This is a genomic window from Pseudalkalibacillus sp. Hm43 (assembly GCF_054170705.1).
On sequence record NZ_CM135129.1, the window covers coordinates 2,111,134 to 2,123,711 of the forward strand.

General features: G+C 48.1%; 7 protein-coding genes, 2 tRNA genes, 3 rRNA genes and 1 riboswitch. All 12 genes read right to left on the reverse strand.

The features are described from left to right. Positions 1–206: 206 nt before the first annotated feature. The gene (gene purC / locus ACXQIQ_RS11160; protein WP_439302252.1) at positions 207–920 is read right to left on the reverse strand and encodes a phosphoribosylaminoimidazolesuccinocarboxamide synthase; all 714 of its coding nucleotides are present in this window, start codon (positions 918–920) and stop codon (positions 207–209) included. Between the two features lie 31 nt (positions 921–951). Beyond that, entirely contained in the window at positions 952–2,247 is a 1,296-nt protein-coding gene (gene purB, locus ACXQIQ_RS11165; RefSeq protein ID WP_439302253.1) for an adenylosuccinate lyase, read from the reverse strand. Further along, positions 2,244–3,398 (reverse strand): 5-(carboxyamino)imidazole ribonucleotide synthase, encoded by a 1,155-nt coding sequence (gene purK / locus ACXQIQ_RS11170; RefSeq protein WP_439302254.1) that lies wholly within the window; start codon positions 3,396–3,398, stop codon positions 2,244–2,246. Before purK ends, purB begins: the two co-directional genes overlap by 4 nt. Continuing rightward, positions 3,395–3,883: a 5-(carboxyamino)imidazole ribonucleotide mutase gene (gene purE / locus ACXQIQ_RS11175; protein ID WP_439302265.1), complete on the reverse strand. Its 489-nt coding sequence runs from the start codon at positions 3,881–3,883 to the stop codon at positions 3,395–3,397. The genes purK and purE overlap by 4 nt, the downstream gene beginning before the upstream one ends. A 124-nt stretch (positions 3,884–4,007) precedes the next feature. Further along, positions 4,008–4,109: riboswitch (purine riboswitch) on the reverse strand. Between the two features lie 76 nt (positions 4,110–4,185). Beyond that, the gene (locus ACXQIQ_RS11180; RefSeq protein WP_439302255.1) at positions 4,186–4,389 is read right to left on the reverse strand and encodes an NETI motif-containing protein; all 204 of its coding nucleotides are present in this window, start codon (positions 4,387–4,389) and stop codon (positions 4,186–4,188) included. 6 nt (positions 4,390–4,395) lie between these two features. Continuing rightward, positions 4,396–4,923, reverse strand: coding sequence for a DUF2179 domain-containing protein (locus ACXQIQ_RS11185; RefSeq protein ID WP_439302256.1), 528 nt, complete (start codon positions 4,921–4,923; stop codon positions 4,396–4,398). Positions 4,924–5,498: 575 nt separating this feature from the next. Then, positions 5,499–5,614 (reverse strand): 5S ribosomal RNA (gene rrf, locus ACXQIQ_RS11190). A gap of 188 nt (positions 5,615–5,802) precedes the next feature. Further along, positions 5,803–8,739 (reverse strand): 23S ribosomal RNA (locus ACXQIQ_RS11195). A gap of 169 nt (positions 8,740–8,908) precedes the next feature. Then, positions 8,909–8,984 (reverse strand) — tRNA-Ala (locus ACXQIQ_RS11200). Positions 8,985–9,004: 20 nt separating this feature from the next. Further along, positions 9,005–9,081, reverse strand: a tRNA-Ile gene (locus ACXQIQ_RS11205). Positions 9,082–9,185: 104 nt separating this feature from the next. Beyond that, a 16S ribosomal RNA gene (locus ACXQIQ_RS11210) occupies positions 9,186–10,737 on the reverse strand. Together the 16S, 23S and 5S rRNA genes with 2 tRNA genes alongside form the textbook arrangement of a ribosomal RNA operon. 479 nt (positions 10,738–11,216) lie before the next feature. Continuing rightward, entirely contained in the window at positions 11,217–12,548 is a 1,332-nt protein-coding gene (locus tag ACXQIQ_RS11215; RefSeq protein WP_439302456.1) for a VWA domain-containing protein, read from the reverse strand. Positions 12,549–12,578: the final 30 nt, after the last annotated feature.

Consider the following 12,578-nt stretch of genomic DNA (forward strand, 5'->3'; position numbering starts at 1 on the left):
ACGTTCACCACAGGACGTGGTGGTACTTAGTCGAAGATCCTTATTAAAAGTGCGGGGTCTCGCTTGGCTCGCTTATCCCGCTGGAGTCTCGTGAATTTCCTTTCACAACAACTTTTTTTCTTAAAAAACACAACATTCTTAAAATTTTTCATATGGAGGGTTCCATTTCGGAACCCTTTTATTCTATTGATCTACTAAACGCTTGCTTAAGGCGTAATCGTCAATCGTTCCAACAGCTTACTGTATGTGTCGGTCAAACTTCCGAGGTCGCGACGGAACACGTCTTTATCGAGCTTCTCTCCCGTTTCTGCATCCCACAATCGGCATGTGTCAGGTGAAATCTCATCTGCGAGCAGGACGTCTCCATCCGGTCCGATGCCGAACTCGAGCTTGAAATCGATCAAGTCGATGTTCAGAGATTTGAAATATGGCACGAGCACTTCGTTTACTGCTAGACCCTTCTCTCGTAAAAGGGCCAGCTCTGTTTCCTCGATCAGACCGAGTACGCGGATGTGATCACGCGTCAACAACGGATCACCCAGGTCATCGTTTTTATAGTAGAACTCTACGATCGTCTCTGGCAGCACTTCGCCTTCTTCCATCCCTAAACGGTGAGCAAGCGAACCGGCCGCAACGTTCCTTACGACGACCTCTAACGGAATGATCTGGACGTTTTTCACGAGCTGCTCGGTTTCCGAAAGCTTTTTCACAAAGTGGGATTCGATCCCTTTTTCACGGAGCTTCTCGAACAATAACGCTGAAATCTCGTTGTTCAATCGGCCTTTCCCTGTGATCGTCAATTTCTTTTCGCCGTTGAAGGCGGTCGCCTCATCTTTATACTCGATCCAGACGATTTCTGAATCGGTCGTTTCATACACACGCTTCGCTTTCCCTTCATACAGTAACGCTTGCTTTTCCATCCAACGTTCCTCCTCGCGCCTGTGCGGCGGTTTACTCAAGTCCAACGCGTTTGAAAATGTTGTCTACTTCCTTCAGGTGGTAGTTGTAGTCGAAACAGTCGTCGATCTCTTCTGGTGAAAGCATATCGGTCACTCGCTTTTCCCCTTCGATCAACTCTCTGAACTGGATGCCTTTCTCCCAAGCTTCCATCGCTTTCGGCTGCACGAGGTCGTATGCTTCTTCACGGTTCATGCCCTTGTCGATCAGTGAAAGCAACACTCTCTGCGAGTAGATCAAGCCGTACGTTCTCGTCATGTTGCGTTTCATGTTCTCCGGGAACACTGTCAAGTTTTTCACGATATTGGAGAATCGGTTCAGCATGTAATTCAATAGGATCGTGCTGTCCGGAATGATCACGCGCTCAGCGGACGAGTGCGAAATATCGCGCTCATGCCATAAAGACACGTTCTCCATCGCCGTTACCATATGGCCTCGAATCACACGCGCAAGACCAGTCATGTTCTCAGAGCCAACTGGATTACGCTTATGCGGCATTGCGGAAGATCCTTTTTGTCCTTTTGCGAAAAATTCCTCGACTTCACGCGTCTCACTCTTCTGTAAGCCTCGGATTTCCGTTGCGAACTTCTCAATTGATGTCGCGACGAGTGCGAGCGTTGAAATGTAATGTGCATGTCGGTCACGTTGCAACGTTTGTGTGGATACCGGTGCACGGTTCAGACCAAGCTTTTCACACACATACTCCTCAACGAACGGAGGGATGTTCGCGTACGTCCCGACCGCTCCTGAAAGCTTTCCGAAACGGATGCCTTCCACCGCTTGCTCGAGACGCTCTTTGTTACGCTTCATCTCTTCGTACCAGAGCGCAAGCTTCAAACCGAATGTCGTCGGTTCGGCATGGACACCGTGCGTTCTTCCCATCATCACCGTGTGCTTATGCTCTACCGCTTTTTCTTTTAAAATCTCAATGAACTTCTCGACATCCGCCAGTAGTATGTCATTCGCTTGCTTGATTAAGTAGGATAGGGCTGTGTCAACGACGTCTGTAGAAGTCAGTCCGTAATGGACCCATTTGCGCTCTTCACCAAGTGTTTCCGATACCGCTCTTGTAAAAGCGACCACATCATGGCGCGTTTCCGCTTCGATCTCATTGATGCGGTTCACGTCAAAACCAGCGTTTTCACGGAGCTTCGCAACGTCCTCTTTCGGAATGTCGCCAAGCTCTGCCCATGCTTCACATGCAAGAATCTCTACTTCGAGCCATGCTTTGAATTTATTTTCTTCTGTCCAAATCGCACCCATTTCAGGTCGTGTATAGCGTTCAATCATTTTACTTCCTCCAAGTTGTCTTTTTGTTGTAAGTTCTTAACGATGGTTTCTGCTTGATCGACTGCATCTTCTAATGAATCGTTTATGATCGTAAAATGTCCCATCTTCCGTTTGTCCTTGATTTCCTTTTTCTCATATAGATGAAGATGGACATCATCAAACAATGGTGCAACTTCCAATATCGTCGCAGCGTCTTGTCCGAGCAAGTTCACCATTACGCTTGGCTTCAGCAAGGTCGGCTTTCCAAGCTTCCATCCGCAAATTGCGCGGATATGCTGCTGGAATTGCGAGAACATACAGCCTTCAATCGTATAATGCCCAGAATTGTGTGGACGCGGTGCCAATTCATTGATATAAATGCCCTCATCATTCGTCAGGAACATCTCGACCGCCAAAGTACCAACTAGCTCTAACCCGCTCGCAATCTTTCTCGCAAGGCTTTCCGCTTGTTCCAGGCTCGCTTCCGAAACACGCGCTGGAACGATCGATTGATACAGAATGTGATCTTTATGGATGTTCTCGGCAACCGGGAACGTTTCCGTGTCACCACTCGTGTTCCGAGCGACGATCACCGATATCTCTTTTGCAAAGTTGATTTTCTTCTCTAACACACACGGAGTACCACCAGCAAGCAACTCTTCTGCTGCCTTCAAATCTTGAGGCGCCTCAATCATGACCTGACCTTTCCCGTCATAGCCGCCACGGGTCGTTTTCAAAATCGCTGGATATCCGATTTTCTCAAGCGCCGGTTCAAGTTCTGCCCACTCGTCAACCAGTTCATAAGGGGCGACTTGAACGCCAATTGCTTCAAGCGTGCGCTTTTCCTCTGCCCGGTCCTGTGTCACTTGTAAAAGCCGGCTGCCCTGTGGCAGATGGTGATTCCTCTCCAACCACTCAGCTGTCGCAAGGTCGACATTTTCAAATTCGTACGTAATGACGTCACTCACTTCAGCCAATTTCGTGCGTGCTTCCTCACTCGCATAGTCACCTACAATTTCGATGTCGGCAATCAATCCACACGGAGAACCTTCTGTCGGATCGACGGTCGCTACCTTGAATCCCATCTCTTTTGCCGCAATCGCCATCATCCTGCCGAGCTGACCGCCACCCAATATCCCGATCGTTTGAGGAGGTAAAATTGGTTTCATCATATCAATTCACCACTGCTTTCCAACACTTTTTCTTTCGTTTGGTTTCGTCGATTCTGAAGTCGAGAAGCTACATCCTCTGAAGTCGTGCCTATAATCTGTGCCGCTAAAAGTCCAGCGTTCGTCGCGCCTGCTTTTCCAATCGCAACCGTTGCGACCGGAACTCCGCCAGGCATCTGGACAATCGATAGAAGCGAATCCAGACCATTCAGAGCTTTCGATTGAACCGGAACTCCGATGACCGGCAAGGTCGTCTTCGCTGCGACCATACCCGGAAGATGTGCGGCTCCACCAGCCCCTGCTACAATGACCCGGATCCCTCGATCACGTGCTTCCTCTGCATATTCAAACATGAGTTCAGGCGTACGATGAGCCGATACGACTCGCTTCTCGTACGGAATTTCAAGTTCTTCAAGAACCTCACACGTATGTTTCATCGTCTCCCAATCCGATGTACTTCCCATAATGACACCTACTAATGCGTGCATGACCTCACCAAACCTTTCCATCTATGTACTACCTATTTTTGTCCGAAAAAAAGACCCAGGATCTTATTTGTTTCTCTTGGATGTGAGAAAGCATAATAAATCCTGGGCACGTTCCATTTCTGGCATACCGTTCGCTTTCCCTCATAGTCCAGTAATTTACGGTTACCGGGTAGAAACTTATGGGCCATATCCCCAAGATTATATGAGAGCTTTTTGATTCAGTTATATTGTAACAACGCCAAAACGCGTATGTCAACGAAAAATCGAACGTTGGATAAATTTACGAATCAAATGTTCGGATTTCACTGTAATTTACCTTCAAAAATCACTTTTTGTCGTAAATATTCCACGTCTTTCTTCCCATTTTGCGTCTTTTCTTGGAAAACCGGCTCTTCCATCCGCCTTACAGGCATGTAGCCTTCTTTCTGCATGCGATCGAGGCAGTCTGAGATGCTCTCGTTTTCCAATACTTCGAACTTCTTCTTTTTCGGTTTGCTCTTATCCATCGTTCGTTACCTCCGTACTGCCTTGACCCAGAACCCTCCATAGAAGGCTTTCGGTTCATGCGAGATGATAAAGGCTTTCTCATCCATTTGCTTTACCGTAGAGTATAGATCGTATTCGGATTTTCTCGAAGTCAGGATCTGCATCATAAGACGTGGACCATCTCGTCCATCCGCGAGCCAGTTTGTAACACCATAGCCCTTGTTACGAAGAGCCGATGGAATGTCTGAATCGAATTCTTTCGTGATTACGTTGACTGTGATGTAACCAAGTGCAAGCTTTTCTTCGATCTTCATACCGACGATGACGCCGATTCCGTAACCGACCGCGTAGGCGATCAGGTTTTGGATTTCATTCAGGTTTTCGAGTACGATTCCAAGTCCGATCACGTAGATGAGGACTTCAATGACACTTGTCGCCGCTGCAAGATATCGCTGGTTTTTCAACGTCAGGATCATACGCAGCGTGAAGAATGTTACATATACAATGTTGATGATGAGAATGATCGCAATCAATATATAGCCATTTTCAAGCACTTTGTAAAACCTCCAAAACTCAAGTTTTCATTTTTTGTAACTCTTAGGATAGCACGAAAGTTTGTGAAAGAAAAAGAGGAATCCTTGAAATGGAAAGATAAATTTGATTTCTCTTAGAAGAATATATTGATTTCTTTGAAATTCACTCCCTTTCCGCGGGCATTAGAAAAGCGCAAGCGACCCGGGTAGTCACGTAGGTCACTGGAAGACTGACGAGGAGGCTGTGGCCGCCACAGGAAGTCTGAAGTGATCCAAGTGACTGGGAGCTGAGCTAGACATTTCTTCTTAGGTCTCGCCTGGCTCGCTATTCCCGCAGGACAAGGAAAACTTCGGCAGCGTTACATCGCACGAAGAAAATGCGAATTTCATTTTCGAGGAGTGTCGTGAAGTTGCGTGCGAAATCAATACTCTATTACATAGAAGTATCTTCTTTCGTGGTATTATAAGTCTTCCCAGATTTAAATAAGAAAAAATGAAAAAAGAACAGCTTAATAGCTGTTCTTCAAATCATTATAGTTTTTGCTTTTAGGCACAAAAAAAGATGAAACGACATGGTGTACGTTTCACCTTTTTACGCCCGGCGATGTCCTACTCTCACAGGGGGAAGCCCCCAATTACCATTGGCGCTGAAGAGCTTAACTTCCGTGTTCGGCATGGGAACGGGTGTGACCTCTTCGCCATCATCACCAGACTTGCGATTTGTGATAACCTTCGACCTTCTGTGTCAGCTTCGTTCGCTCTCATCCTCATGTACAAGCTAAGTACACTCCGGTGATTCCTCACTAGCTTCCTTGAATCTCTCGATTCTGACAAATCTTTATTTAGTTGAAGGAACCATTCCTTCAAAACTAGATAACGGTTCTTGAAAACGTAAGTATTGTGGTTAAGTCCTCGATCGATTAGTATCTGTCAGCTTCACGTGTCACCACGCTTCCACACCAGACCTATCAACCTCATCATCTCTGAGGGATCTTACTCGCTTGACGCGATGGGAAATCTCATCTTGAGGGGGGCTTCATGCTTAGATGCTTTCAGCACTTATCCCGTCCACACGTAGCTACCCAGCGATGCTCCTGGCGGAACAACTGGTACACCAGCGGTGTGTCCATCCCGGTCCTCTCGTACTAAGGACAGCTCCTCTCAAATTTCCTGCGCCCGCGACGGATAGGGACCGAACTGTCTCACGACGTTCTGAACCCAGCTCGCGTACCGCTTTAATGGGCGAACAGCCCAACCCTTGGGACCTACTTCAGCCCCAGGATGCGATGAGCCGACATCGAGGTGCCAAACCTCCCCGTCGATGTGGACTCTTGGGGGAGATAAGCCTGTTATCCCCAGGGTAGCTTTTATCCGTTGAGCGATGGCCCTTCCATGCGGAACCACCGGATCACTAAGCCCGACTTTCGTCCCTGCTCGACTTGTAGGTCTCGCAGTCAAGCTCCCTTGTGCCTTTACACTCTGCGAATGATTTCCAACCATTCTGAGGGAACCTTTGGGCGCCTCCGTTACACTTTAGGAGGCGACCGCCCCAGTCAAACTGCCCACCTGACACTGTCTCCGAACCGGATCACGGTCCTGGGTTAGAATTTCAATACCGTCAGGGTAGTATCCCACCGACGCCTCCACCGAACCTAGCGGTCCGGCTTCTAAGGCTCCTACCTATCCTGTACAAACGATACCAAAATCCAATATCAGGCTACAGTAAAGCTCCATGGGGTCTTTCCGTCCTGTCGCGGGTAACCTGCATCTTCACAGGTACTATAATTTCACCGGGTCTCTCGTTGAGACAGTATCCAAGTCGTTGCACCTTTCGTGCGGGTCGGAACTTACCCGACAAGGAATTTCGCTACCTTAGGACCGTTATAGTTACGGCCGCCGTTTACTGGGGCTTCGATTCAGAGCTTCTCCCGTAAGGGATAACCCCTCCTCTTAACCTTCCAGCACCGGGCAGGTGTCAGCCCCTATACTTCGCCTTACGGCTTCGCAGAGACCTGTGTTTTTGCTAAACAGTCGCTTGGATCTTTTCACTGCGGCTCTCTCGGGCATACACCCTATCAGAGCACCCCTTCTCCCGAAGTTACGGGGTCATTTTGCCGAGTTCCTTAACGAGAGTTCTCCCGAGCATCTTAGGATTCTCTCCTCGCCTACCTGTGTCGGTTTACGGTACGGGCACCTCTTTCCTCGCTAGAGGCTTTTCTTGGCAGTGTAGGATCAGGGACTTCGGTACTTTAGTTCCCTCGCCATCACAGCTCTGCCGTATGGTGGACGGATTTGCCTATCCACCGGCCTTGACTGCTTGGACGCGCATATCCATCAGCGCGCTCTCCCTACCTTCCTGCGTCCCCCCGTTGCTCAAACGGAAAGGAGGTGGTACAGGAATATCAACCTGTTGTCCATCGCCTACGCCTTTCGGCCTCGGCTTAGGTCCCGACTAACCCTGAGCGGACGAGCCTTCCTCAGGAAACCTTGGGCTTTCGATGGAGAAGATTCTCACTTCTCTTTTCGCTACTCATACCGGCATTCTCACTTCAAAGCGCTCCACGAGTCCTTCCGGTCTCGCTTCTCAGCCCTTCGAACGCTCCCCTACCACTGTACCAAAGGTACAATCCATAGCTTCGGTGATACGTTTAGCCCCGGTACATTTTCGGCGCAGAGTCACTCGACCAGTGAGCTATTACGCACTCTTTAAATGGTGGCTGCTTCTAAGCCAACATCCTGGTTGTCTGGGCAACTCCACATCCTTTTCCACTTAACGTATACTTGGGGACCTTAGCTGATGGTCTGGGCTGTTTCCCTCTCGACTACGGATCTTATCACTCGCAGTCTGACTCCCGTGGACAAGTTCCTGGCATTCGGAGTTTGACTGAATTCGGTAATCCTGTGGGGACCCCTAGTCCAATCAGTGCTCTACCTCCAGAACTCTCACCACGAGGCTAGCCCTAAAGCTATTTCGGGGAGAACCAGCTATCTCCGAGTTCGATTGGCATTTCACCCCTACCCACACCTCATCCCCGCACTTTTCAACGTGCGTGGGTTCGGGCCTCCATTCAGTGTTACCTGAACTTCACCCTGGACATGGGTAGATCACTCGGTTTCGGGTCTACGACAACGTACTCCTTCGCCCTATTCAGACTCGCTTTCGCTGCGGCTCCGTCTTCTCAACTTAACCTTGCACGTTATCGTAACTCGCCGGTTCATTCTACAAAAGGCACGCCGTCACCCGTTAATGGGCTCCGACTACTTGTAGGCACACGGTTTCAGGATCTCTTTCACTCCCCTTCCGGGGTGCTTTTCACCTTTCCCTCACGGTACTGGTTCACTATCGGTCACTAGGGAGTATTTAGCCTTGGGAGATGGTCCTCCCAGATTCCGACGGGGTTTCACGTGTCCCGCCGTACTCAGGATCCACTCTGGAGGGAACGACGTTTTGGCTACAGGGCTGTTACCTCTTCTAGCGGGCCTTTCCAGACCGCTTCGCCTACGCCGTTCCTTTCTTACTCCGTATAGAGTGTCCTACAACCCCAAGAGGCAAGCCTCTTGGTTTGGGCTGATTCCGTTTCGCTCGCCGCTACTCAGGAAATCGCGATTGCTTTCTCTTCCTCTGGGTACTAAGATGTTTCAGTTCCCCAGGTCTGCCTTCTCATACCCTATGTATTCAGGTATGGATACTGTCCCATTACGGACAGTGGGTTCCCCCATTCGGAAATCTCCGGATCAAAGCTTACTTACAGCTCCCCGAAGCATATCGGTGTTCGTCCCGTCCTTCGTCGGCTCCTAGTGCCAAGGCATCCACCGTGCGCCCTTCATAACTTAACCACGTTATGAATGAACTTACACTTTACTTACTTTGTCATTAAATGACGTTTCGATGTCTTGTTTTCAAGAATTTTCGTTATCTAGTTTTCAAGGAACGTTTCTATCATTCTACTAAGAATGATGTGTTTATGAATTATAAAACCCTACCAACGGAATGTCAATAGGATAATGGTGGAGCCTAGCGGGATCGAACCGCTGACCTCCTGCGTGCAAGGCAGGCGCTCTCCCAGCTGAGCTAAGGCCCCAAAAGGTTTATATTCAAAAATGGTGGGCCTAAGTGGACTCGAACCACCGACCTCACGCTTATCAGGCGTGCGCTCTAACCAGCTGAGCTATAGGCCCGAACAATCTTGTTATATATGATGTAAAACAAGCTCATTCAAAACTAAACAAAAGCCAAAGCGTGTTGCCCCGAAGGGCTGTTATGTCCTAAAAGGACTCCTTAGAAAGGAGGTGATCCAGCCGCACCTTCCGATACGGCTACCTTGTTACGACTTCACCCCAATCATCTGTCCCACCTTCGGCGGCTGGTTCCAAAAGGTTACCTCACCGACTTCGGGTGTTACAAACTCTCGTGGTGTGACGGGCGGTGTGTACAAGGCCCGGGAACGTATTCACCGCGGCATGCTGATCCGCGATTACTAGCAATTCCGGCTTCATGCAGGCGAGTTGCAGCCTGCAATCCGAACTGAGAATGGCTTTATGGGATTCGCTCAACCTCGCGGTTTTGCTGCCCTTTGTACCATCCATTGTAGCACGTGTGTAGCCCAGGTCATAAGGGGCATGATGATTTGACGTCATCCCCACCTTCCTCCGGTTTGTCACCGGCAGTCACCTTAGAGTGCCCAACTGAATGCTGGCAACTAAGATCAAGGGTTGCGCTCGTTGCGGGACTTAACCCAACATCTCACGACACGAGCTGACGACAACCATGCACCACCTGTCACTTCGTCCCCCGAAGGGGAACCTTCTATCTCTAGAAGTAGCGAAGGATGTCAAGACCTGGTAAGGTTCTTCGCGTTGCTTCGAATTAAACCACATGCTCCACTGCTTGTGCGGGCCCCCGTCAATTCCTTTGAGTTTCAGCCTTGCGGCCGTACTCCCCAGGCGGAGTGCTTAATGTGTTAACGTCAGCACTGAGGGTGGAACCCCCCAACACCTAGCACTCATCGTTTACGGCGTGGACTACCAGGGTATCTAATCCTGTTTGCTCCCCACGCTTTCGCGCCTCAGCGTCAGTTACTGGCCAGAGAGCCGCCTTCGCCACTGGTGTTCCTCCATATATCTACGCATTTCACCGCTACACATGGAATTCCACTCTCCTCTCCAGTACTCAAGTCCCCCAGTTTCCAATGGCCCTCCACGGTTGAGCCGTGGGCTTTCACATCAGACTTAAGAGACCGCCTGCGCGCGCTTTACGCCCAATAATTCCGGACAACGCTTGCCACCTACGTATTACCGCGGCTGCTGGCACGTAGTTAGCCGTGGCTTTCTGGTTAGGTACCGTCAAGGTACCGCCCTATTCGAACGGTACTTGTTCTTCCCTAACAACAGAGCTTTACGACCCGAAGGCCTTCATCGCTCACGCGGCGTTGCTCGGTCAGGCTTTCGCCCATTGCCGAAGATTCCCTACTGCTGCCTCCCGTAGGAGTCTGGGCCGTGTCTCAGTCCCAGTGTGGCCGATCACCCTCTCAGGTCGGCTACGCATCGTCGCCTTGGTGAGCCCTTACCTCACCAACTAGCTAATGCGCCGCGGGCCCATCTGTAAGTGATAGCTAGAAGCCATCTTTCAACTTTCCACCATGTGGTGGTCAGTATTATCCGGTATTAGCCCCGGTTTCCCGGAGTTATCCCAGTCTTACAGGCAGGTTGCCCACGTGTTACTCACCCGTCCGCCGCTGATCTCAGGGGAGCAAGCTCCCCATTGATCCGCTCGACTTGCATGTATTAGGCACGCCGCCAGCGTTCGTCCTGAGCCAGGATCAAACTCTCCAATAAAGTGTTTGATTGCTCATTAAATGTAAATCGAAATTGATTCGGGGTTTTTATATAAAAACCCGTTTCACGCTTGGCTTTTGTTCAGTTTTCAAAGAGCTGTTTTCGCCTCTCTCCCGAAGCGACTTTTCTAATATACCATCCATGTTATAGACGGTCAACCATAAATCCGAAAAAAATTAAAAAGGATTTTAAACGGTATTAGTGAATGTATTTTATATAGTAAGAAAGTGCTGTAAAGGATGGTGGTCTAATGTGTACAGAATCCTATATTCAATGATCTTCCTACTTTCGTTCTACGGGTTTTTGCAATTGATGAAATTGGTCTTCCGATACATAGTCCCTTACAGTTCCATGGCCGATATCGTACATATTTGTTTAGCCATTGTAATGGGGGTACCTTTCTCTTCGCTCATTGCAGGGTGGCTGACTCCTTTTAGAAGGAAAGAAGAATAGCCGTCGCAGGCTATTCTTCTTATAGTTTAATTGTTTTTCTGTTTTTCATCTAATTCTTTTTGTGCTTGTTTGTGAGCTTCTTCTAATTCTTTTTCCAATTCATCATGACGTTTTTGACTGTATTCCTTCATTGTTTCAGAGCGTTGATAAATCATATCTCTCAAATCTGAATACATGCCCTCTTTCAGCTTTCCTTCATCTTCAATACCGTCTAAGAACCCAGTCAATAGGTTATATTCTTTCTTTGCAAATACGGAGAAGTTGTCATTAATCTTTCTTAGCTTGTTGGATTGGTCTAAATACCAGGTGTTGATATTTATTCCCTCTTTCACATTGTCGAGATCTCTATATATTCCTGCTTTTACTTCATCAACAAACTCCTGCAAGGATTGTTGAAGGTCAGCTTGAGAGTTTACGTCCTTATATTTTCCCCCACCTGCTTGTGCGGTTGCTTTTAATTGTTTCTTGCCTTCTTGGTTTAAGTTAAACCCTATGACATTTACGGTAATGTTTAAGTCCGATTCATGAATTTCTTTTGCAGCCTGGACCGGATCCCCATCACAGGTTTCTACACCATCACTGATGACATAAATGATGTTCTCCACTTCATTACCATTTGCACCTTTAAAATCATCCTTTGCTAACTGTAGCGAAGATGCAATCGGCGTCCAGCCAGTGGGCTTAAACTTGGATAGAGCTGTTTGGAAGTTTTCTTCATTATAGGTGTTCAAAGGATAGACCATTTCACTGCTGTCGCACGACACTTTTTTATCACTATCCGCATTACTTCCTTTGTGACCATAAACTCTTAATGCCACTTTCGTCGATGGATCAAGGTTACTAGCAGCTCGTTTCAACGCTGATTTTGCAAGATCCATCTTCACACCGCCTGTCACCTGTCCAGCCATACTACCACTGGCATCTAATAGAAAGACGATGTTTTTTGGCTTCTTCTGTTCCCCTTCAGCTGCGTTCACTAAATAGGTAGGGTCGAAATCATCATATTGTTGATTAACTTTCTGATAAGGGAACGCCCCATTTGCAATCATAAAGTCATAGATTTGTTCAGTTGAAACATCACTCGGTAGGTCCTTTAGCTCTTTTACAAAATCTTCTTCTAGCTTTTGAGTATCAATTTGGTCTTCATCTTCTTCAAAAATAACTTCCGTATATTTTCCTGCTCCCTGTTCAATGATTCCTTCCGCGTCAGTAGCCGCTTCAGGATAATCGAACGTTTCCTCTTGTTTCTCTTTTGGCTTTTCTTTTTCCTTAGATGCTTCACCACTTGAATCGTTTGAGCATGCTGTGATGAATACTACTAATAGAATAAGAGATATAATCGAATACGCCCTTTTCATATTTTTCCTCCTCAAGTCGTGTATTGTATT